Source organism: Roseivivax halodurans JCM 10272, from assembly GCF_000521785.1.
Classification (GTDB): domain Bacteria; phylum Pseudomonadota; class Alphaproteobacteria; order Rhodobacterales; family Rhodobacteraceae; genus Roseivivax; species Roseivivax halodurans.
This window is the reverse complement of sequence record NZ_JALZ01000005.1, coordinates 79495-99258: the sequence shown is the minus strand read 5'-3', so window position 1 is coordinate 99258 and position 19764 is coordinate 79495. Positions and strand designations below refer to the sequence as shown.

The following is a 19764-nucleotide window of genomic DNA, read 5'->3' as shown; positions in this document are numbered from 1 at the left end:
AGCCACCATCAATGTGCTTTTCGCCAGATTGTGTGTGCGGATGCAAGGTATCACATGCGGGTTCACGAAAGTTTCAGCACGCCGGCAAGGAGCCCCGCCATGAGCACCCATATCCTCCGTATCGACGCCTCCGCCCGCCGCGAGGGTTCGATCTCCCGCCGCCTCAGCGACCGCATCGTCGCGCATCTTGCGCCCGAGACGGTGACCCATCGCGACCTCGCCCAGCCCCTGCCGCTGATCGACGAAGCCTGGATCGGCGCGAACTTCACCCCCGAGGTCGACCGTACCGACGCCCAGCGCAAAGCGCTTAGCCTCTCCGACGCCCTGATCGACGAGGTCCGCGCTGCCGATACGCTGGTGATTGGCCTGCCGATCTACAATTTCGGCGTCCCTGCCGGTTTCAAGGCTTGGATCGACCTCGTCGCCCGCGCCGGCGTCACCTTCCGCTACACCGAAGCAGGCCCCGAAGGCCTTCTGACCGGAAAGCGCGCCGTCATCGCCGTGACTTCCGGCGGTACCGAGACCGGGTCCGAGATCGACTTCGCAACCGGCTACGTGCGGCACATGCTCTCCTTCATCGGGATCACCGATGTCGAGATGGTGAGCGCCGACCGCCTCGCGCTCGATGCCGAGGGCACGCTCGCGAACGCAGAGGCGCAGGTCGACCGCCTCGCCGCGTGACCGCTCAGGCGTGGCGCCACTGGCCGGGCGCTAGCCCCTCGACCGACCAGTCGCCCACCGACCAGCGCACGAGACGCAGGCACGGCAGGCCGACATGGGCGCACATGCGCCGCACCTGCCGGTTCCGCCCCTCGGTGAGCGCGATCTCGAGCCACGCGTCGGGAACCGTCTTGCGGAAGCGCACCGGCGGGTCCCTCTCCCAGAGGTCCGGTGGCGCGATCCGCCGGGCCGTCGCGGGTCGGGTCGGTCCGTCCTTCAGCGTGACGCCCCCGCGCAGGGCGGCCAGTTGATCCTCCGTCGGGTCCCCCTCGACCTGCGCAAGGTAGGTCTTCGGCCTCTTGAACTTCGGCGATGCGATCCGCGCCTGCAGCTTGCCGTCGTCGGTCAGGACGAGAAGCCCCTCGCTGTCGCGGTCGAGCCGTCCCGCCGGATAGATTCCAGGCAGATCGATGAAGGACGACAGCGTCGGGCGCGGCGATCCCTCGGTCCCCTTGTCGGTGAACTGCGACAGCACCCCGTGGGGCTTGTTGAAGAGGATCACGGTCACGGCGCCCGCCTCTCCGCGAAGAACTCCCGCAGAAGCGCCTCGGCCGGTTCGGCCGAGATGCCGTCGTAGATGTCGGGCGCGTGGTGGCATTGCGGATGCGAGAAGACGCGCGGGCCCTGCGCGACCCCGCCAGACTTCGGATCCGACGCGCCGTAATAGAGCCGACCGATCCGGGCGAAGGAGATCGCCGCGGCGCACATCGGACACGGCTCCAGCGTGACGTAGAGATCGTGGCCGGGGAGCCGCTCGGAGCCCGTGGCGGCGCAGGCCGCGCGCATCGCCAGCACCTCGGCATGGGCGGTCGGATCGCAGAGTTCCCGCGTGCGGTTTCCGGCGCGGGCGATCACCTCTCCCGACGGCGCGACGATCACGGCGCCCACAGGCACCTCGCCGCGGGCGGCGGCGGCACGGGCCTCGGTCAGGGCGGCCTCCATGTGGCTGCGGAACATCATCGCCGCCCATCTAACGCCGTCGCCGCGAAACGGACAGCCGACGCAGCCGGTTTTTGTTTCAACGGATGCACTCGGCCTTCCCGAGGCGCGTGGCAGGGGTTAGACGGCGACCATGACGAACACCCCTCCCCCCGGCGACCGGATCGCCAAGGTCATCGCCCGCTCGGGCCGCGCTTCCCGCCGCGAGGCGGAGCGCCTGATCGAGGCGCGCCGTGTCACCGTGAACGGCAAGACGATCGACAGCCCCGCCCTCAACGTCACCTCGAAGGATCGAATCGCCGTCGACGGCGTCGGCCTCTCGGCGCCCGAACCGCCCCGGCTCTGGCTTTACCACAAGCCGCCGGGCCTCGTGACGACCACGAAGGACGAACAGGGGCGGGCGACGATCTTCGACGATCTTCCGCCGGAGCTGCCGCGAGTTCTGACGGTGGGACGACTCGACCTCAATTCCGAGGGCCTGCTCCTTCTGACCAACGACGGGGGCATCAAGCGCAAGCTCGAACTGCCCGAAACCGGCTGGCTCAGAAAGTACCGCGTCCGGATCAACGGATCGCCAAGTGACGCGACATTCGAGCCGCTCCGGAAGGGTCTCGTGGTTGACGGCCAGAAATATCAACCCATGGTTGTCACACTGGACCGCCAGCAGGGAGCAAACGCATGGGTCACAATCGGCCTGCGCGAAGGAAAGAACCGCGAGATCAGACGGGCGATGGAAGATCTCGGCCTCAAGGTGAATCGCCTGATCCGTGTCTCGTACGGACCGTTCCAGCTCGGCCAGCTGAAGCGCAGCGGGGTCGAAGAGGTGCGCCCGCGCGTCCTGCGCGATCAGCTCGGCCTTGGGGAGACGCCCGTGGGCGAGGCCAAACCGAAGCCTCAGCGCTCGCGAAAACGCAGACGCGGCTAGGGCAAGTCACACCCGTTGGTCGTGGACGTGCGAGAGATCTGACACAACTTTCCCACCAATCGCCGACTTTTCGCCCGGTTTGCCGGCGACAAGGCGGGATGATCGTCACCGTCCTCGCCACCGCCCTCATGGCCTTGTCCGCGCTCATGGTTGTCTTCAACCTGCGGAGCATGGCATCGGACCTGTCGCATTCCCTCGGCGCCTATGCGCGCCTTATGACGCATGGCGGCAGGATCGTCTCGAGGCTGGCTTTCGGCTGTCTCTGGCTCTTGATCTTCGGTCTGAGCTTCGCATGAAAGGCACGCGGAGCACCCGGAGAACCGTCCGGAAGGGGGCGGAGAACCTCCCGCTCCTGATGCTGGCGGCGCTGCCCATGCTGCTGTGGGTATTCGAGGGCTCCCTTCTCGCGCTCCTCGGGGCGCTCTTCCAACTGTCGCTGCTGGCAGGTGCGATCCTGCTCATCGCTCAAGGACAGGAGGCGCAGGAGGCTTATGATGCGGCCAAGGCAGCGCGGCGGCCGGCCCTGCCCAAAAAGCTGATCGGCACGGCCCTGATCGGCGTTCTCATCTTCCTGCTGGCCGCCACCCGTTTCACCGACATCTTGCCGCCGATCATGCTCGGCATCGCGGCGATGCTGTTCTCGCTCGCCGCCTTCGGCTCGGACCCCTTGAGGGACAAGGGGCTCGACGATCCGACCTATCTTGCCGAGCGGCGGGCCGAGTCGCTCATGACTCGCGCCGATGCAGCCCTGCGGGACGTCGTCACCCGGGTGTCGGCGCTCGGCGACGCTCAGATCCAGGCCCGCACCGAGGCCATTCACGGCGTGAGCATGCGCCTTCTGCGCGCTCTCGGGAGCGATCCGCGACGGTTGATCGAGCTGGAAAAGCCGCTCGTGAGGTTCCTCGCCCTGGTCGAGAACGAGGCCTTCCGGCTCGAAAACGGCTGGCGCGACAGCCCCGAGCGGTCGGCCCGGTTCTACGTGACGCGGCTCGAGGCGCTGAGCGTCGCCTTCGAGAGCGGCGCCCGGCAGCGCCGCAGCCGGGAGACGCCGGATGTCTACGCGCTCGACACCGATCTTCTGGTCGAACGGATGCAGCGCGAAGCGACGGTCTGAGCACCGCAAATCCTTTCGCAGCTGCGGCACGGCCCTAGCATAGGCGCACCCGATCCCCTAAGTTTGCTTGGAACGCAGCGGCAGAAGGCGGGGGCACCCATGTCGGGCACGACATTGCAAAAACTGGCATTCGTCCTACTCGTCCTTCTGCAGACGGGTGCCGCACTCGGCTGGCTCGGAGGTCTCTGAGCCATGGCACAACGCTACGGTGGGCAGTTCAGCCCCGGCGCATCCCGCAAGGCGCGCGATCAGGGCCCGCCGCCGACATATGCCGGCGCCCGGGTAAGCCCGGTCGGGGCCCGCGCGAACGTGATGTTCGTGCCGCCCGTTCTCCTCGCCTTCCTCTCGCTCGGCGCCGGCGCAAGCGGCCTCGCGCTCGGCCTTGCCGGTGCGGGATGCTGGCTCCTCGGCGCCTGGCTCTTGCGCGACGGCCTCAAGGCCGAGGCCGAGTATCACCAGCGCAAGATCGCCCACCGCCCTGCCATTCCGCGCAAGCTCTTCTCGGCGGCGCTCTCGGGCGCCGGCATGACACTCGCGACGCTGTCGGGCGATGCCGGTCTCGTCGCCTCGGTGATCTACGGGATCGCAGCCGGCGGCCTGCACGTCGCCGCCTTCGGGATCGACCCGCTCCGAAGCAAGGGCCTTCAGGGCGTCGACAGCTTCCACCAGGACCGGGTCGCCCGGGTGGTCGACGAGGCCGAGGATTACCTCAAAGAGATCGACGAGGCCGCGCGCCGCGCCGCCGACCGCCAGGTGATCGCCCGGGTCGAACGCTTCCGCACCACAGCGCGCGAGCTCATCCGCACGGTCGAGGAGGATCCGCGCGATCTGACCGCGGCCCGCAAGTATCTCGGCGTCTACCTGATGGGCGCGCGCGACGCGGCAGTGAAGTTCGCGGATGTCTTTTCCCGGTCACGCGACGCGAAAGCCAAGGACGAGTATCTGGAACTCCTGACCGATCTCGACCAAAGCTTCGGGCAGAAGACCAAGGCGCTGCTGACCGACACCAACACCGATCTCGCGGTCGAGATCGACGTGCTGCGCGACCGGCTGCAGCGCGAGGGCGTTCGGCTCGACCGAAACAGCTGATGAAGAGGGACATTTCGATGTCGGACAAGGTTCGGACCAAGGCCCAGGAAAGCGAGGCGCTCGTGCACGACGTGACCCATGCCCAGTTGCCCGACGCCGCTGCCGCCGACGCGGTGAAGCGGATGGACGAGGCCGACCCGGCGACCCGCGAGGAGATCCGCTCGCGCATGGACGAGATCGACATGGAGGACACCAATTCCATCGTCTCGTTCGGCTCGGCGGCGCAGACCGAGCTGCAGCAGATCAGCCAATCGATGCTCTCGGGCGTGCGCAACAAGGATATCGGCCCCGCGGGCGACGATCTGCGCGGCATCGTCACCACCCTGCGCGGCTTCTCGGTGTCCGAGCTCGATGTCCGGCGCCAGCGCTCCTGGTGGGAGAAGATTATCGGCCGCTCGGCCCCCTTCGCCAAGTTCACCGCCCGCTACGAGGAGGTGCAGGGCCAGATCGACCGCATCACCGATGACCTTCTGAAGCACGAGCACCAGCTGCTTAAGGACATCAAGTCGCTCGACCTGCTCTACGAGAAGACGCTGCAGTTCTACGACGAGCTCGCCCTCTACATCGCGGCCGGCGAGGCCAAGCTCGCCGAGATTGACGCCGACGACGTTCCCGCCAAGGAGGCCGAGGTGCAGGCCGCCGGCGAGGACGCGCAGGTGATGAAGGCGCAGGAGCTGCGCGATCTGCGGGCGGCGCGCGACGATCTCGAGCGGCGCGTGCACGACCTCAAGCTCACCCGTCAGGTCACGATGCAGTCGCTGCCCTCGATCCGGCTGGTGCAGGAGAACGACAAGGCGCTCGTCACCAAGATCAACTCGACGCTCGTGAACACCGTCCCGCTCTGGGAGACGCAGCTCGCGCAGGCGGTCACGATCCAGCGCTCCAAGGAAGCCACGGCGGCGGTGCGCGAGGCGACGGACCTCACCAACGACCTGCTGACCGCGAATGCCGCGAACCTGCGCGAGAGCAACCGCGAGGTCCGGCAGGAGATGGAGCGCGGCGTCTTCGACATCGAGGCGGTGAAGGCCGCCAATGCCGACCTCATCGGCACGATCGAGGAGAGCCTGCAGATCGCCGACGAGGGCAAGGCCCGCCGCGCGCAGGCCGAGGACGAGCTCAAGAAGATGGAGCAGGAGCTGCGCGACACGCTCGCCTCGGCGAAGGCGCGCGGCGACGGGCATGGCGATGCCTCGGGCACCTCGGTTCCGGGCGCAGCGTGATCGCATGAGCCGGACGGGCCTCTTCCAAGCGCTCTGCCTGACCGTCCTTCTGGGCGCACTGGCGGGCTGCGCGTCGGAGGAGGACCGTCCGCCATCGGGCCAGAAGCCGCAGGCGCGTCCCGCGCCGCCCCAGGCGGCTCCGGTCGAGGCACCACGGCCCGTCCCCTCCGAGGCGAGCGCCACGCTTGCGACCTATTACGCGCGGCTCGAGCGGGATCTCTCGTATCGGGGCCTCCTGCGCACCGATGGCGGCGGCATCGACACGCCCTTCACCGACACCAAGCTCGCCAGCGATTTCGAACAGATCGCGCTCGGCGAGGAATACGAGCGCGGCGCGGGGCTCAAACCCTCCTCGGGCGAGCTCGGGCGGATCAAGCGGTGGGAGCAGCCGGTGCGCGTCTCCGCCGAGTTCGGCCCCTCGATCGACGAATTGCAGAAGCGCCGCGACACGGTCACGCTCTCCAACTACGTCGACCGGCTCGCCCGCGTGGCCGATCATCCGATCGCGATGTCCGACCGCAATCCGAATTTCCATGTGCTCTTCATGTCCGAGGACGACCGTCCCGCCGCCGTGAAGCGCGTGCAGGAGCTCGTGCCGCAGATCGACACCGCCTCCCTCAACGTGCTGCGGACGCTCCCGCGCGAGATCCACTGCCTCGTCATCGCCTTCTCCGACGCGCCGGGCGGTTATGCCTATGGCAAGGCGGTGGCGCTGATCCGGGCCGAACACCCCAAGCTCCTCATGCAATCCTGCATCCACGAGGAGGTCGCGCAGGGCCTCGGGCTCGCCAACGACACGCCGTTCGCGCGGCCCTCGATCTTCAACGACGACGACGAATTCGCGCTGCTGACGCGGCACGACGAGATGCTGCTTGAGATGCTCTACGACCCGCGGCTGCGCCCGGGCATGACCGCGGCCGAGGCGATGCCGATCGTGCGCGTCATGGCGGCGGAGCTGACCGGCGACCGGATCGCAGCCGGGCCGCTGTGAGCTAGAGAGAGGGTACAGGCATGGGCATCTTCGACTTCCTGTCGGGCCAGTTCATCGACGTTATCGAATGGACCGACGACACCCGCGACACTTTGGTCTGGCGCTTCGAGCGCGAGGGCCACGAGATCAAGTACGGCGCCAAGCTCACCGTGCGCGAAGGCCAGGCCGCGGTCTTCGTCCACGAGGGGCAGCTCGCCGACGTCTTCACCCCCGGTCTCTACATGCTCGAGACCAACAACATGCCGATCATGACATCGCTCCAGCACTGGGACCACGGCTTCCGCTCGCCGTTCAAGTCCGAGGTCTACTTCGTCTCGACGGCACGGTTCACCGACCTCAAATGGGGCACGAAGAACCCGATCATGCTACGCGACCCCGAATACGGGCCGCTGCGGCTGCGGGCCTTCGGCACCTACGCGATCCGGGTGACGGATCCCGGGCTCTTCCTGACCGAGATCGTCGGCACGGACGGAGAGTTCACCCGCGACGAGATCAGCTTCCAGATCCGCAACATCATCGTGCAGGAAGCCTCGCGCGCGCTCGCGTCGAGCGGCCTTCCCGCGCTCGACATGGCGGCGAACACCGCCGATCTCGGAAAGCTCGTGGCCGATGCGATCTCGGGCACGGTCGCGGCCTACGGTCTGTCGATCCCCGAACTCTACATCGAGAACATCTCGCTGCCGCCCGCGGTGGAAAAGGCGCTCGACGCCCGCACCTCGCGCGGGATCGCCGGAAATCTCGACGACCACATGAAGTGGAAGGCCGCCGAAGCGATGGGCAAGCCCGGCACCACCGGGGACGCGATGGGCGCGGGCATGGGCGCCGGGATCGGCATGGCCATGGGGCAGGCGATGGGCCAGTCCGGCCCCTGGGGCGCGCGGCGGGCGCAGCCCGCGGCCGCAGCCCCGCCCCCGCCGCCGGTCGAGCATGTCTGGCACATCGCCGAGAACGGCCAGACTCAGGGGCCGTTCTCGAAGGCCCGGCTCGGCCGCATGGCCACCGAAGGTCAGCTCACCCGCGAGACGCTCGTCTGGACCGCCGGTCAGGACGGCTGGAAACATGCGGGCGACGTGACCGAGCTCGCACAGCTCTTCACAATCATGCCGCCGCCCCCTCCGCCGCCGCCACCGGCGGGCTGAAACGGACCCGCAGGGCCTCGAGCGCCCGCGGAAAGCTGCCAGCGTCGAGCGCCTGCAGCGCCGCAAGCCGATCGCCGCGCGCCAGATGCGCGGCGATGCGGGAGAGCGCGACGCGCAAGGCGTCGAACCGCTCCGCCGCCTCCGCGCGACCCTGCCGCGCCGCATCTGCCGAGAGATCCGCGAGCCCCGCCCCGACATCCGCCATGAGCGCGATCACCTCGTCCGACGCCGCCTCCGACAGCAGCGCCGCACGCACCACGTCCCCGAAATGTCCGAGCGCCTGCATCCCTGCCTCGATCCCGTCTTGCGTCATGTCCGCCTCCCAGATGCCGGTCCCGCGCGACCCTGCCCGAAAGCGGCTAAGAACCCGTGAACTTCGGCCTTGAAGCCGCCCGAGACGCAGGTAACCCTCCGCGCCATGAGCGACCTGCCCCCTCCGCCGCCGACGCAAGACGCGCCGACCTCCGAGCACCGGTTTCCCTGCGACAGCTGCGGCGCCGACATGCGCTTCGATCCCGCCGAGGGCATGCTGCATTGCGACCATTGCGGCCATACCGAGCCCATGGCCGATGACGGCCCGTGGGAAGGCGGCCTGCGCGAGCTCGATTTCGAGGCCGCGATGCGCAACCTCCTGCCGCTGCAGGACATGGAGACGACGCGCGTCTCGCATTGCCCGAGCTGCGGCGCGGATGTCGAGTTCGATCCCGGCACGCATGCCGCCGAATGCCCGTTCTGCGCGACGCCCGTGGTGACCGACACCGGCGAGCACCGCCACATCAAGCCGCGCGGCCTCATCCCCTTCGCCCTTGGCGAGACGCAGGCGCGCGAGGCGATGACGCGCTGGCTCGGCGCGCTCTGGTTCGCGCCGAACGGCCTTTCGGACTACGCCCGCAAGGGGCGGCGGATGCAGGGCATCTACGTGCCCTACTGGACCTTCGATGCCGATACCCGCTCGGGCTATGTCGGCCAGCGCGGCACGATCTACTACGAGACGCGGATGGTGATGCGCGACGGCAAGATGCAGAGCCAGCGCGTGCAGCGCATCCGCTGGACGCCGGTCCGGGGCCGCGTGCACCGCTGGTTCGACGACGTTCTCGTGCTCGCCTCGCGCTCCCTGCCGAAAAGCCACACCGACGCGCTGCCGCCCTGGGATCTTTCCCAGATGGAGCCCTACAAGCCCGAATTCCTCGCCGGTTTCCGCGCCGAGGGCTACGGCGTCGACCTGCCCGATGGATTCTCGGAAGCGCGCCAGATCATGGACCGGGAGATCGCCAAGGCGGTGCGCTTCGACATCGGCGGCGACCGGCAGCGGATCACCCGGATCGACACCGACGTCTCGGACGTGACCTTCAAGCACATCCTGCTGCCGGTCTGGGTGGCGGCCTACAAGTATCGCGGCCAGAGCTACCGCTTCGTGGTGAACGGGCAGACCGGCCGCGTCCAGGGCGAACGCCCCTACTCGAAATGGAAGATCGCGCTCGCCGTCCTGGCGGGCCTGATCGCCCTCGGCATCGCGGCTTTGGTGGGCGCGCGGATGTGAGCCGCGCCTGTTGCGCGCCCGCACGCTCGGCGGCATGGTGGCGCTAACGTCTTGGGAGGAGGCCCGGAATGATCCTGTGCTGTGGCGAATGCCTGATCGACATGCTGCCGCGCGAGAGCGCCGCGGGGGAGCCCGCCTTCGCGCCCTATTCCGGCGGCGCGGTCTTCAACACGGCGATCGCGCTCGGGCGGCTGGGGGCGCCGGCGGGGTTCTTCGGCGGTCTCTCGACGGACCTCTTCGGCCAGATCCTCGAGGACGCGCTCCGCAAGAGCCGGGTCGATGCGCGCCCCTCGGCCCGCAGCGACCGGCCGACAACGCTGGCCTTCGTCACGCTCACCGGAGGGCACGCGCAATACGCCTTCTACGACGAGAACACCGCCGGGCGGATGCTGACCGAGGACGACCTTCCGGATCTCGGCCCCGAGGTGACCGCGCTCTTCTTCGGAGGCATCTCGCTGGTGTCCGAGCCCGCCGGCGACACCTATGCCGCTCTCGCGGCGCGGGAGGCGGGGAAGCGCCCGATCATGGTCGATCCGAACGTGCGCCCCGGCTTCATCCGCGACGAGGTGCGCTACCGCGCGCGGCTGACCGGCATGCTGGGCGTCGCCGACATCGTGAAGGTGTCGGACGAGGACATGGCCTGGCTGAACGTCACCCCCGAAAGCCTGATCGCGGGCGGCACCTCCCTCGTGCTGGTGACGCGCGGCGCCGAGGGTGTGGACGCGATCGGCCCGAGCGGCGCGCTGCATGTCGATGCCCGGCCGGCGCAGGTCGTCGACACCGTCGGCGCGGGCGACACGTTCAACGCGGGGCTCCTGGCGGGCCTGTCGCGCGATGGGCTTCTTACGCGGGAAAACTTGCGCAACGCACCCCTCGACGCGGTGCGCCCGGCGGTCGAACTTGGAACCCGCGCCGCTTCGGTCACCGTATCGCGCGCTGGCGCCAACCCGCCGTGGGAGGCCGAGCTGTGAGGGCGCTGATCCAGCGGGTCTCTGAGGCCTCCGTCACCGTCGAAGGCGCGGTTCTGGGCGAGGTCGGGTCGGGGCTTCTCGTCCTGATCTGCGCGATGCAGGGCGACACCGAGGCCGAGGCCGACCGCCTCGCCGCCCGGATCGCAAAGCTGCGGATCTTCAAGGACGAGGCCGGCAAGATGAACCACTCGGTCCGCGACGCGCATGGCGCGGCGCTGGTCGTCAGCCAGTTCACCCTCGCCGCGGACACCTCGCGCGGCAACCGCCCCGGCTTCTCGATGGCGGCCTCCCCGGACGAGGGCCGCAGCCTCTACGAGTATTTCGCGGGCCGCCTTCAGGCCGAAGGCATTCAGGTCGCGACCGGACGGTTCGGCGCGGACATGAAGGTCGCCCTCGTCAACGACGGACCGGTGACCATCTGGCTCGACACCGCCGCGCAAACCTGACGGCGCGCCCTCCGCCGGGCCTCGGAGCCTCCGGCGGGAGTATTTTTTGCCAAGAAGAAGGACCGGGCGTCCCGGGCCGCTCAACCGTGGCGGGAGACGTAGGTCGCGACCGACGTGTCGATCCAGTTGAGCGAGACCTCGGCGAGATCGCCGCCCTGCGCCCAGCCGCGCCGGGAGAAAAGGAGCGTCGAGGCGCCCGGGGCCACGCCGAAGGCAGGCGGCGCCCAGTCGGGCACCGGCGACGTCGTCAGCCGGTCCTCGACGCGGGAGATCCAGAGATCGAGCCGCTCGCGATAATAGAGGTAGAGCGATTCCGACAGCTCGTCCGGATCGATGGTCTCGGCATGCGCGCCGTCGAGCCAGATCTCCTCGAGCACGGCGGGCCGGTGGTTGAGCGAGCGCAGGCGGCGGATCCGGAAGGCGCGTTCGGCGGTGCCGAAGGGGATCGGCGCGGCCTCGCGCGGGCAGAGGTCGAGCGACAGGAGATCCGCCCGCGGCAGGCCGCCACCCTCGATCAGCTCGACCCGGAAGAAGGCGTAGACCGACCGCGCGTCGGACCGGGCGCGGATGTAATTGCCGGAGCCCTGCCGCCGCTCGAGCATGCCCTTGGCCGTGAGGTCCGCGAGCGCCTTGCGCAGCGTGCCGACCGAGGTGCCGAGCGAGGCGGCCATCTCGCGCTCGGGCGGCAGCCGCTCGCCTTCGGAATAGCGGCCGGCCTTGATCTCGCGGATCAGCATCTCGCTCAGCTGCACGTAGAGCGGAAGCGCGTGGCGCTCGTTCATCACATCCCCGGAGGCGTTGCGGACGGTCCACCATCGCCGGTGCCGGGCCCCGTCTCAACCATGCGCATCGCGGCACGTCCCGGGATGTGCCGCGCGGGCGACAGGATCACATCAACGGACGCTGGCGCGGCAGGCGCGCATCGACGAGGCCCATCTCCTCGAGCTTCTGGATATCGGGCACGGTCAGGCGGCCCTCGGTCCGGGTCGCGAGCTGCAATTCGCGCAGCTTGGCGAGGGTCTTGTTGGTGTGCACGAGCGACAGGCCGAGCGCGTCCGCGAGATCCTGCTGCCGGTAGGGAAGCGGCACCGTCCGGCGTTCGTCGAGATGCAGCGCCTCGAGCCGGCGATAGATCCGTGACAATGCCCAGCAGAGGCTCTCGAGCGCGGATTTCTGGCCCACCGCGGCCAGCGCCTCGCTGAGGAACCGCTCTTCGGAGGCGGCGAGCCAAGTCATGTCGTAGGCGCGCCTCGGGTGATTCCGGAAGAGGGTCCAGAGCTCTTTGCGGTTGAAGACGCAGAGCGTCATCGAGGTCGAGCTTTCGACATTGTGGGTCATCTGGTCCATGACCCCCGATTGCAGGCCGATGAGGTCGCCCGGGAAGACGAAGCTCAACACCTGCCGCCGTCCGTCCTCGAGCAGCTTGTAGCGCAGGCCGAACCCCTTCAACGCGGTGAAGAGCTGCGGCGAGCTCGCGCCGGCGGAGAGAATCGGAGTGCCCGGCTGGACCGTCATCTCGCCGACCTTGAAGCTTTCCATGAAGGCCACTTCCTGTTCCGTCAGGGACTGGAAGAGGGGAAGGTTGCGGATCGGACAAAACCTGCACTTGATCGACATTTTTTCCCTTCCCTATGTCACAGTTTAATGCGCATGCCGCCGCGACGTTCCAAAAGGACCGTAAAGCTTGTCGAGGGGGAAACATTATCGCGCCAAAGGGACACGCACCGCGCTTCCTGGTTGTGAGTGACGATCGGGTGATCGCGGAAGATGCGGCCCAGATCATCACCGAACAGGTGGGGGGAGCGGATATCGACTGCGTGGCGACACTGCCCGAGGCGATGGACGCTCTTCAGAGGGTGCCCGTGCCGGTCGCGCTGCTGATGATAGAGCCGCGCCGGCCGCTGATGGGTCATCCCCTGGTGTCCGCAGCGCGCAAACGAGGATTGTCGGTCATCGTGATGACCGAGGCCGACGTGCCCGACGAGGCGCTCGACGGCAAGACACTTCTGGGGACGCGACTGCCTTTCACGTCGCAGAGCCTCGGGACCCTGATTTCGCAGGTCGTTCGCGACCGACTGCCAGGCTGAGGGGCCACTGCGGTCGGTGCGCGGACACCTCGGAAGCGCAAGGGCCGCATCCCGCCGGTGCGGTCCTTGTCGTTTCCGGGCCCATCTTCTCTCTGTGCGCTGATGCGCGGCCTCCCTGCCCCGCCGCCGATTGCCCGGCCCGGCGCTGCCCCTACGTGACCGGTCAAGTTCAGGATTGGAGATACCCATGGGATTGCTCGTCGACGGCGACTGGTACGACAAGGGCTACGAGACCGAGAAGACCGGCGGCAAGTTCGTCCGCTCGGAAACCGCGTTCCGCAACTGGGTTACGGCCGACGGCAGCGCCGGCCCGTCGGGAGAGGGCGGCTTTCCGGCCGAGAGCGGACGTTACCACCTCTTTGTCAGCTACGCCTGTCCCTGGGCGCACCGAGCGCTCGTCTTCCGCGCGCTGAAGGGCCTCGTCGACCATATCGGCGTCTCGGTCGTGCATCCAGACATGCTGTCGGAAGGCTGGGAGTTCCGCACCGATTTCGACGGCGCGACCGGCGACATGCTCTTCGACGAGCCGTACCTGCGGAATGTCTACCTCAAGGCCGATCCGAAGATGACCGGCCGCGTCACGGTGCCCGTTCTCTGGGACAAGGAGCGCGGTACCATCGTCTCGAACGAGAGCGCCGAGATCATCCGCATGTTCAACTCGGCCTTCGACGGGATCACCGGCAACACCGACGATTACTACCCCGAGGAGCATCGCAAGCGGATCGACGAGATCAACGCCCGCATCTACGACACGGTGAACAACGGCGTCTACAAGGCGGGTTTCGCGACCACTCAAGGCGCCTATGACGAGGCGGTCCAGCCGCTCTTCGCCAGCCTCGACTGGATCGAGGACATCCTGTCGGAGAACCGCTACCTCGCCGGGGACCGGATCACCGAGGCCGACTGGCGGCTCTTCACCACGCTGATCCGCTTCGACAAGGTCTATCACGGCCACTTCAAGTGCAACCGCAACCGGATCGTCGATTTCCCGAACCTCTGGAACTACACCCGCGAGCTCTACCAATGGCCGGGCGTCGCCGGGACCGTGCATTTCGGCCACATCGTGAGGCATTACCATTACAGCCACGAGAGCGTGAACCCGTACCGGATCCTGCCGATCGGCCCCGATCTCGACCTCTACGCGCCGCATGGACGCGACAGGCTCAAGGCCGCGTGACGCGGCCGTGATGCTCCACCAGCGCTGCAATGTCCTCGGGATCCGTGCCCGAGGACACGCAGGCCGCCGCGTTGACGCAGTAGTTGAAGATCGTGCCGTCCGAGAAGAACGAGGTATCGGTCACGAAAACCACCTTCGCTTCGGGCTGGCGGTAGCTGGCGAAATCCGCAACGGCGAGCGCGCTGCCCTCGTCGAGGACGACATCCAGAACGATGACGTCGAAGGTCTCCGACTGCAGCCACGACGCCGCTTCGGCCTGACTGCGCGCACGCCTCACCTGCGCGCCCTCGCGCGCCAGGGCCCGGGCCCGGGCCCAGACCATGCCGAGCGTATCACGGCTTTCGACGATCAAGACGTTCATACCCGGCCTTTCCACCCTGGAGGAAAGCGTTCTCAAAGCGGCCAAAGGTGGTGGCCGAGTTGGTTACACGACCTGGCAAGATGTCAATTCCATCTTACGTGAAATTGTTCCCCAGTATAACAAATATTCCCGCTTTTTCCGAGCGGGACGACCGCCGCTTGCAGCCTGCGGCCCCGATGCTACCGTGCCGCCGACCCAACGGCCCGGGAGCCCTCATGATCCGTCGCATCACGCCGCCCGCCCTTCTCGCCCTCGTTCTGACCGGCTCCGCTGCCCTCGCGCAACCCGTGCCCTGCGGCGGAGACTTCACCGCATTCCTGTCGGACATGCAGGACGAAGCCGAAGCGGAGGGCGTTCCGTCCGAGGCGGCGCAGCGCTTCTTCTCGGCGCTGTCGCGCGACCCTTCCGTCATCGCCGCCGACCAGCGGCAGGGCATCTTCCAGGCTCCGTTCATCGAGTTCTCGCAACGCCTGATCAGCTCGAACCGCCTCGAGCGCGGGCGCCAGATGTTGGACCGGCACGCGGAGATATTCGACCGCATCGCCCGGGATTACGGCATCTCGCACGGCATCCTGCTCGCCTTCTGGGCGTTCGAGACCGATTACGGCCAGATCCAGGGCGACTACAACACCGCCAACGCGCTGGCGACGCTGTCGCACGATTGCCGTCGCCCCGAGCTCTTCCAGCCGCAGCTCATCGCTGCGGCTCGGCTCCACGCTCGCGGAGATCTGCCCCTCGACACGACGGGCGCCTGGGCCGGCGAGATCGGCATGGTGCAGATGCTGCCCGAGGATATCCTCGAGAACGGGATCGACGGCGATGGCGACGGGCATGTCACGCTCAAGACCTCCGCCCCCGACGCGCTGATGTCCGGCGCGGCGATGCTGTCGGATCTCGGCTGGCGCGCCGGCGAGCCGTGGCTCGAGGAGGTGCAGATGCCGGCCGAATTCGACTGGTACCTCACCGGGCTCGAGACGCAGCGCCCCGCCTCGGACTGGGCCGCGATGGGGGTCAGCGCCCGCGACGGCCAGATCGACGCGCCGGACCTGCCCGCCTCGATCCTGCTGCCGCAGGGCCGCGGCGGCCCGGCCTTCCTCGCCTATCCGAACTTCTCCGTGCTCTTCGAGTGGAACAAGAGCTTCACCTACGTCCTGACCGCCGCCTATTTCGGCACCCGGCTCGAAGGCGCCCCTGCCCTCGACACCGGCAACCCGGCGCCGGGCCTCGGCCCCGACGAGATGGTGCGCCTGCAGGAGAAGCTGCAGGATCGCGGCTACGACGTGGGCGAGGCGGACGGCATCCTCGGCGCCGGCACCCGCTCCGCGGTGCGCGACGTGCAGCGCGAGCTCGGCCTGCCCGCCGACGCCTGGCCGACGGCCGAGCTCCTGAACCGGCTCTGAGGGGCGCTCAGGCCCCGAGCCGGGCGGGCAGCGCCATGCCGAGCAGGAAGGTCTGCGCCTCCTGCGCGCCCTTGCCCGCGCGCTGCGCCCGCGTCACCTCGACCGCCCCCGTTCCGCAGGCCACGGTAAAGCCGCCGAGCACCTCGCCCGGCGCGCCCGTCCCCGGAACGGCACGCGCGCCCAGGAGCTTGATCCGCGCCTCGCCCGCCTCGGTCCAGGCGCCGGGAAAGGGCGCGAGCCCGCGGATCTTGCGCGCCACGATCTCGGCCGGCTCGGTCCAGTCGACCCGCGCCTCGGCCTTGTCCACCTTCTCGGCATAGGTGACGCCCTCGTCGGGCTGCGTCTCGGGGCTTAGCGCGTCGATCCGCGCCAGCGCCTCGACCACGGCCTCCGCTCCGAGCGCGCTCAGCCTGTCATGCAGATCGCCGGTCGTCTCCTCCGCCCCGATCTCCGTCTCGCGGCGCAGGAGCACCGGCCCGGTATCGAGTCCCACCTCCATCTGCATGATGCAGACGCCCGTCCGCGCGTCGCCCGCCATGATCGCCCGCTGGATCGGCGCCGCCCCGCGCCAGCGCGGAAGCAGAGAGGCATGGATGTTGAGGCACCCCCGCTCCGGCGCACCGAGGATCGCGCGCGGCAGGATCAACCCGTAGGCGACGACCACCGCCGCCTCGGCCCCGAGCGCGGCGAAGGCCTCCTGCTCCTCCGCCCCCTTCAACGACACCGGATGCCGCACCGGCAGCCCCAGCGCCTCGGCGCGGGCCTGCACCGGCGACGGGCGGTCCTTCTTGCCCCGGCCTGCGGGGCGCGGCGGCTGGCAGTAGACGCAGGCGATCTCGTGCCCGGCCCCGATCAGCGCATCGAGAACCGGCACCGAGAAATCGGGCGTGCCCATGAAGACGAGACGCATGGTATGTTCCCCCTGTCCGTTCCGGCCCCGCACCTAGCCCGGCGCGCGCCCCGAGGGAAGCCGCTCCGCCGCCCAGCGCGCCGCCTCGCGCACCGTCTCGTCCGCATCCTCCGCCAGCCCCTGCGCCACCGGCCGGAGCCGCTCCGATCCCGAATTGCCGATCGCGTAGAGCACGTTGCGCACGAACCGGTCCCGCCCGATCCGCTTGATCGGAGAGCCGGAAAACCGCGCCCGGAAGCCCGCGTCGTCCAGCTCTGCCAACTCCGCAAGATCCGGCGCGACGAGGTCGTCCCGGGCGTGGTAGCGCGCCTCCCGCGCCTCGGCCGCGAACTTGTTCCACGGACAGACCGCAAGGCAATCGTCGCAGCCGTAGATCCGGTTGCCCATCTTCGCGCGCAGCTCGTGGTCCACGGGCCCGCGATGCTCGATCGTGAGGTAGGAGATGCAGCGTCGCGCATCCAGCTGGTAAGGCGCCGGAAACGCCTCCGTCGGACAGATGTCGAGGCATTTCCGGCACGATCCGCAATGATCGCCCTCCGCCTGATCCGCGGGCAGATCCAGCGTCGTGAAGATCGACCCGATGAAGAACCACGACCCCATGTCGCGGCTGACGAGGTTGGTGTGCTTGCCCTGCCAGCCGAGCCCCGCCGCCTCGCCCAGAGGCTTCTCGGGCACCGGCGCGGTATCGACGAAGACCTTCACCTCGCCGCCCCCTTCCGCGATCAGCCAGCGCGCAAGCCGCTTGAGCTTCTTCTTCAGGACGTCGTGGTAATCCTTGTTCTGGGCGTAGACGCTGACCGCCCCCCGCTCGCGCCGCTCCAGAAGCTCCAGCGGATCGTATCCCGGCGTGTAGCTCTCGCCGAGCATGATCACCGATTGCGCCTCGGGCCAGAGCACCTGCGGCGCCTCGCGCCAGTGTACGCGCTCGGCCAGCCAGCCCATCTGCCCGTGCCGCCCCTCGGCGAGAAAGGCCCGCAGCCGCTCCGGAACAAGCGGCACGTCCCAGGGCCGGCACACCCGCATTAGCGCGAAGCCCTCGGCACCGGCCGCCGATTCCAGCCGGTCCTTCAGCGCTGCACGGGCGTCGTCGGCCATGGGACCTCCTTACCGAAAGGCCGCTCGGCCCCTCCTTCTTCTTGGCAAAAATATTCCGGGAGCGCGAGGGCAGCGCCCTCGCCCGGGGGTCCGGGGGCCTGCCCCCGGCAATAGAGCGCGCGCGCCAGCGCGCTCCGCATCGCTCAGAAGTCGAGATCGGCGTAATGCGCCGGCGGCGGGAAGCCCGGCACCTGGTCGGCGAGGATCGCGCGGAAGGCGGGGCGCGATTTGATCTTCGCATACCAGTCCTTCACCGCCTCCTGCCGGTTCCAGTCCACGTCCGAGATGTAGTCGAGCGAGGAGAGATGCGCCGCCGCCGCGAAATCCGCGAGCGTCATCGTATCGCCCGCGAGCCAGCGCCGGTGGTCGAGCAGCCAGGCCATGTAGTCGAGGTGGTACTTGATCGCCTTGGCTCCGGCCTTGACGTTGCCCGAGTCGGGAAAGCCGGTCTTCATGACCTTCTTGTTGACCCGCTCGTAGAGCAGTTTCGAGGTCACCTCGTGGTGAAACTTGTCGTCGAACCAGCCCACGATCCGGCGCACCTCGTAGCGCGCCTCGGGCTTTCGCGGCAGAAGCGGCGGCTCGGGGTTCGTCTCCTCGATATATTCGCAGATCGCCGCGCTCTCGGCCATCGTCCGCCCGTCCATCTTGAGCACGGGCACCTTGGCGGCGGGGTTGCGGCGCAGGAAATCGGGATCCTGCTCCCAGTAGCGCTCCTCGGCCAGTTCCACCTCGATCTTCTTCTCGGCGAGGACGAGCCGGACCTTGCGGCAGAACGGCGAGAGCGGCACGTGATAGAGCTTGGCCATGGAATGACTTACCGGAAAGTTGGGATCCCGCTATCCCTACAGGGCAAGCGGCGGCGAATTCAACCGGCAGGACGCGCGCGCGGCTACTGGAAGCATTCCGCCCGCCCGTCCCGGTCGATCGTCGCCGCCCCGTCGCGGATCTGCTCGGCGCGGCGCTGAACGTAGGACGACGGGCTCCCGGCATCGCGATCCTTGGGATCGGGCAGCACCGCCGCCAGGAGCGCCGCCTGCCGCGAGGAGAGCTGCGAGGCGTCGACGCCGAAATGGTACTGCGCCGCCTCGCCGACGCCGAAGAGGCCCTCCCCGAACTCCGCGACGTTGAGATAGACCTCGAGGATGCGCCGCTTCGGCCAGACCGCCTCCACGCCCGGGGTGATCGCCGCCTCGAGCGATTTGCGCAGCCAGGTCCGGCCGTGCCAGAGATAGACGTTCTTCACCGTCTGCTGGCTGATCGTGGAGGCGCCGCGATTGCCGCCGTCCTCGATCGCGCGGCGGATCGCGCCCATGTCGAAGCCCCAGTGCTCGCAGAAATTGGCGTCCTCCGCGGCGACCGCAGCGCGGTACATCACCGGCGCGATCTCGTCCGCGGGCGTCCAGTCGTGGACGATGTTCCCGAGCCGCGACCGCTCCTGCATCATGTAGAGCGTCGTCGGCGGGTTGATCACCCGGTAGGCGCCGATCGCGACCGCAATCAGCAACACGAGCAGGAGCACCGCCCGGACGGCCCAGCGCAGGATCAGCCCGCGCGCCCCGGCGCCTGTGGGTTTGCCGGTGGCCGTTCCCGCCTCGCGGGACCTGCAGCCTGTCTTCGAAGCCATCTCGTCATCCCCG

24 protein-coding genes are annotated in these 19764 nt (G+C 68.5%); 14 read left to right on the top strand and 10 right to left on the bottom strand.

Annotated features, from left to right (window positions below; translation table 11 throughout):
- Positions 1 to 99: 99 nt before the first annotated feature.
- Positions 100 to 681: an FMN-dependent NADH-azoreductase gene (locus tag OCH239_RS06625; RefSeq protein ID WP_037260157.1), complete on the top strand. Its 582-nt coding sequence runs from the start codon at positions 100 to 102 to the stop codon at positions 679 to 681.
- 4 nt (positions 682 to 685) lie between these two features.
- Here OCH239_RS06625 and OCH239_RS06620 read toward each other — a convergent pair whose 3' ends face one another.
- Entirely contained in the window at positions 686 to 1228 is a 543-nt protein-coding gene (locus OCH239_RS06620) for a pseudouridine synthase (protein WP_037260155.1), read from the bottom strand.
- Positions 1225 to 1680 carry a nucleoside deaminase gene (locus OCH239_RS06615; RefSeq protein ID WP_037260153.1) on the bottom strand — a complete coding sequence of 152 codons (456 nt, stop codon included), beginning with the start codon at positions 1678 to 1680 and terminating at the stop codon, positions 1225 to 1227. Before OCH239_RS06615 ends, OCH239_RS06620 begins: the two co-directional genes overlap by 4 nt.
- 112 nt (positions 1681 to 1792) lie before the next feature.
- Here OCH239_RS06615 and OCH239_RS06610 point away from each other — a divergent pair, with 112 nt between their 5' ends.
- The 7 genes from OCH239_RS06610 to OCH239_RS06580 all read left to right on the top strand — a co-directional run bounded on the left by OCH239_RS06610 (position 1793) and on the right by OCH239_RS06580 (position 8137).
- Positions 1793 to 2584 (top strand): pseudouridine synthase, encoded by a 792-nt coding sequence (locus OCH239_RS06610; RefSeq protein WP_037260151.1) that lies wholly within the window; start codon positions 1793 to 1795, stop codon positions 2582 to 2584.
- A gap of 98 nt (positions 2585 to 2682) precedes the next feature.
- Positions 2683 to 2880, top strand: a complete 198-nt coding sequence (locus OCH239_RS06605) for a hypothetical protein (protein ID WP_037260149.1) — start codon at positions 2683 to 2685, stop codon at positions 2878 to 2880.
- Positions 2877 to 3698 (top strand): hypothetical protein, encoded by an 822-nt coding sequence (locus tag OCH239_RS06600; RefSeq protein WP_051489336.1) that lies wholly within the window; start codon positions 2877 to 2879, stop codon positions 3696 to 3698. Before OCH239_RS06605 ends, OCH239_RS06600 begins: the two co-directional genes overlap by 4 nt.
- Before the next feature lie 192 nt (positions 3699 to 3890).
- Positions 3891 to 4787: a 5-bromo-4-chloroindolyl phosphate hydrolysis family protein gene (locus OCH239_RS06595; RefSeq protein ID WP_037260147.1), complete on the top strand. Its 897-nt coding sequence runs from the start codon at positions 3891 to 3893 to the stop codon at positions 4785 to 4787.
- 17 nt (positions 4788 to 4804) lie between these two features.
- Complete coding sequence (locus tag OCH239_RS06590; protein WP_037260418.1) at positions 4805 to 6007, top strand: toxic anion resistance protein; 1203 nt, start codon at positions 4805 to 4807, stop codon at positions 6005 to 6007.
- 4 nt (positions 6008 to 6011) lie between these two features.
- Positions 6012 to 6998 carry a DUF2927 domain-containing protein gene (locus tag OCH239_RS06585; RefSeq protein ID WP_037260144.1) on the top strand — a complete coding sequence of 329 codons (987 nt, stop codon included), beginning with the start codon at positions 6012 to 6014 and terminating at the stop codon, positions 6996 to 6998.
- A gap of 20 nt (positions 6999 to 7018) precedes the next feature.
- Positions 7019 to 8137 (top strand): SPFH domain-containing protein, encoded by a 1119-nt coding sequence (locus OCH239_RS06580; RefSeq protein ID WP_037260142.1) that lies wholly within the window; start codon positions 7019 to 7021, stop codon positions 8135 to 8137.
- Here OCH239_RS06580 and OCH239_RS06575 read toward each other — a convergent pair.
- Positions 8097 to 8450, bottom strand: coding sequence for a hypothetical protein (locus OCH239_RS06575; protein ID WP_037260140.1), 354 nt, complete (start codon positions 8448 to 8450; stop codon positions 8097 to 8099). The two genes, OCH239_RS06580 and OCH239_RS06575, sit on opposite strands and share 41 nt — an antisense overlap.
- 105 nt (positions 8451 to 8555) lie before the next feature.
- On the opposite strand from OCH239_RS06575, the gene OCH239_RS06570 reads away from it, so the two are divergent.
- From OCH239_RS06570 to dtd, 3 genes are all read left to right on the top strand, one after another.
- Entirely contained in the window at positions 8556 to 9677 is a 1122-nt protein-coding gene (locus OCH239_RS06570) for a TFIIB-type zinc ribbon-containing protein (protein WP_051489335.1), read from the top strand.
- Positions 9678 to 9745: 68 nt separating this feature from the next.
- Entirely contained in the window at positions 9746 to 10648 is a 903-nt protein-coding gene (locus OCH239_RS06565) for a carbohydrate kinase family protein (protein WP_037260138.1), read from the top strand.
- Positions 10645 to 11094: a D-aminoacyl-tRNA deacylase gene (gene dtd, locus OCH239_RS06560; RefSeq protein ID WP_037260136.1), complete on the top strand. Its 450-nt coding sequence runs from the start codon at positions 10645 to 10647 to the stop codon at positions 11092 to 11094. The genes OCH239_RS06565 and dtd overlap by 4 nt, the downstream gene beginning before the upstream one ends.
- 80 nt (positions 11095 to 11174) lie before the next feature.
- Here the strand turns inward: dtd and OCH239_RS06555 are convergent, their stop codons facing one another.
- The gene (locus OCH239_RS06555) at positions 11175 to 11876 is read right to left on the bottom strand and encodes a GntR family transcriptional regulator (RefSeq protein ID WP_037260135.1); all 702 of its coding nucleotides are present in this window, start codon (positions 11874 to 11876) and stop codon (positions 11175 to 11177) included.
- Between the two features lie 106 nt (positions 11877 to 11982).
- Positions 11983 to 12711: a Crp/Fnr family transcriptional regulator gene (locus OCH239_RS06550; RefSeq protein ID WP_037260133.1), complete on the bottom strand. Its 729-nt coding sequence runs from the start codon at positions 12709 to 12711 to the stop codon at positions 11983 to 11985.
- Positions 12712 to 12848: 137 nt separating this feature from the next.
- Between OCH239_RS06550 and OCH239_RS06545 the strand changes: the two genes are divergently transcribed.
- Both OCH239_RS06545 and OCH239_RS06540 read left to right on the top strand, forming a co-directional pair.
- Complete coding sequence (locus OCH239_RS06545) at positions 12849 to 13181, top strand: hypothetical protein (protein ID WP_037260131.1); 333 nt, start codon at positions 12849 to 12851, stop codon at positions 13179 to 13181.
- A gap of 187 nt (positions 13182 to 13368) precedes the next feature.
- Complete coding sequence (locus OCH239_RS06540; RefSeq protein ID WP_037260129.1) at positions 13369 to 14358, top strand: glutathione S-transferase family protein; 990 nt, start codon at positions 13369 to 13371, stop codon at positions 14356 to 14358.
- Here the strand turns inward: OCH239_RS06540 and OCH239_RS06535 are convergent.
- On the bottom strand, positions 14345 to 14719 hold the full coding sequence (locus tag OCH239_RS06535; protein ID WP_037260127.1) for a response regulator: 375 nt from the start codon (positions 14717 to 14719) through the stop codon (positions 14345 to 14347). The genes OCH239_RS06540 and OCH239_RS06535 overlap by 14 nt on opposite strands.
- A gap of 215 nt (positions 14720 to 14934) precedes the next feature.
- On the opposite strand from OCH239_RS06535, the gene OCH239_RS06530 reads away from it, so the two are divergent.
- Entirely contained in the window at positions 14935 to 16119 is a 1185-nt protein-coding gene (locus OCH239_RS06530) for a lytic murein transglycosylase (RefSeq protein WP_084782228.1), read from the top strand.
- A 7-nt stretch (positions 16120 to 16126) separates the two neighbouring features.
- On the opposite strand, the gene fmt is transcribed toward OCH239_RS06530, so the two are convergent.
- The 4 genes from fmt to mtgA form a co-directional block, all read right to left on the bottom strand.
- Entirely contained in the window at positions 16127 to 17029 is a 903-nt protein-coding gene (fmt, locus tag OCH239_RS06525; RefSeq protein ID WP_037260125.1) for a methionyl-tRNA formyltransferase, read from the bottom strand.
- 33 nt (positions 17030 to 17062) lie between these two features.
- Entirely contained in the window at positions 17063 to 18124 is a 1062-nt protein-coding gene (gene queG / locus OCH239_RS06520) for a tRNA epoxyqueuosine(34) reductase QueG (protein WP_037260123.1), read from the bottom strand.
- Positions 18125 to 18267: 143 nt separating this feature from the next.
- Positions 18268 to 18933, bottom strand: a complete 666-nt coding sequence (gene fzlA / locus OCH239_RS06515) for an FtsZ-binding protein FzlA (protein ID WP_037260121.1) — start codon at positions 18931 to 18933, stop codon at positions 18268 to 18270.
- An 83-nt stretch (positions 18934 to 19016) separates the two neighbouring features.
- Positions 19017 to 19751, bottom strand: a complete 735-nt coding sequence (gene mtgA / locus OCH239_RS06510; protein WP_051489334.1) for a monofunctional biosynthetic peptidoglycan transglycosylase — start codon at positions 19749 to 19751, stop codon at positions 19017 to 19019.
- Positions 19752 to 19764 lie beyond the last annotated feature (13 nt).

Excerpts from the sequence above, each read along its gene's own strand:
- OCH239_RS06625 (WP_037260157.1), top strand. The coding sequence starts at position 100 with ATGAGCACCCATATCCTCCGTATCGACGCCTCCGCCCGCCGCGAGGGT.
- OCH239_RS06615 (WP_037260153.1), bottom strand. The coding sequence starts at position 1,680 with ATGATGTTCCGCAGCCACATGGAGGCCGCCCTGACCGAGGCCCGTGCC.
- OCH239_RS06610 (WP_037260151.1), top strand. The coding sequence starts at position 1,793 with ATGACGAACACCCCTCCCCCCGGCGACCGGATCGCCAAGGTCATCGCC.
- OCH239_RS06605 (WP_037260149.1), top strand. The coding sequence starts at position 2,683 with ATGATCGTCACCGTCCTCGCCACCGCCCTCATGGCCTTGTCCGCGCTC.
- OCH239_RS06600 (WP_051489336.1), top strand. The coding sequence starts at position 2,877 with ATGAAAGGCACGCGGAGCACCCGGAGAACCGTCCGGAAGGGGGCGGAG.
- OCH239_RS06595 (WP_037260147.1), top strand. The coding sequence starts at position 3,891 with ATGGCACAACGCTACGGTGGGCAGTTCAGCCCCGGCGCATCCCGCAAG.
- OCH239_RS06590 (WP_037260418.1), top strand. The coding sequence starts at position 4,805 with ATGTCGGACAAGGTTCGGACCAAGGCCCAGGAAAGCGAGGCGCTCGTG.
- OCH239_RS06585 (WP_037260144.1), top strand. The coding sequence starts at position 6,012 with ATGAGCCGGACGGGCCTCTTCCAAGCGCTCTGCCTGACCGTCCTTCTG.
- OCH239_RS06580 (WP_037260142.1), top strand. The coding sequence starts at position 7,019 with ATGGGCATCTTCGACTTCCTGTCGGGCCAGTTCATCGACGTTATCGAA.
- OCH239_RS06575 (WP_037260140.1), bottom strand. The coding sequence starts at position 8,450 with ATGACGCAAGACGGGATCGAGGCAGGGATGCAGGCGCTCGGACATTTC.
- OCH239_RS06570 (WP_051489335.1), top strand. The coding sequence starts at position 8,556 with ATGAGCGACCTGCCCCCTCCGCCGCCGACGCAAGACGCGCCGACCTCC.
- OCH239_RS06565 (WP_037260138.1), top strand. The coding sequence starts at position 9,746 with ATGATCCTGTGCTGTGGCGAATGCCTGATCGACATGCTGCCGCGCGAG.
- OCH239_RS06555 (WP_037260135.1), bottom strand. The coding sequence starts at position 11,876 with ATGAACGAGCGCCACGCGCTTCCGCTCTACGTGCAGCTGAGCGAGATG.
- OCH239_RS06550 (WP_037260133.1), bottom strand. The coding sequence starts at position 12,711 with ATGTCGATCAAGTGCAGGTTTTGTCCGATCCGCAACCTTCCCCTCTTC.
- OCH239_RS06540 (WP_037260129.1), top strand. The coding sequence starts at position 13,369 with ATGGGATTGCTCGTCGACGGCGACTGGTACGACAAGGGCTACGAGACC.
- OCH239_RS06535 (WP_037260127.1), bottom strand. The coding sequence starts at position 14,719 with ATGAACGTCTTGATCGTCGAAAGCCGTGATACGCTCGGCATGGTCTGG.
- OCH239_RS06530 (WP_084782228.1), top strand. The coding sequence starts at position 14,935 with ATGATCCGTCGCATCACGCCGCCCGCCCTTCTCGCCCTCGTTCTGACC.
- fmt (WP_037260125.1), bottom strand. The coding sequence starts at position 17,029 with ATGCGTCTCGTCTTCATGGGCACGCCCGATTTCTCGGTGCCGGTTCTC.
- queG (WP_037260123.1), bottom strand. The coding sequence starts at position 18,124 with ATGGCCGACGACGCCCGTGCAGCGCTGAAGGACCGGCTGGAATCGGCG.
- fzlA (WP_037260121.1), bottom strand. The coding sequence starts at position 18,933 with ATGGCCAAGCTCTATCACGTGCCGCTCTCGCCGTTCTGCCGCAAGGTC.
- mtgA (WP_051489334.1), bottom strand. The coding sequence starts at position 19,751 with ATGGCTTCGAAGACAGGCTGCAGGTCCCGCGAGGCGGGAACGGCCACC.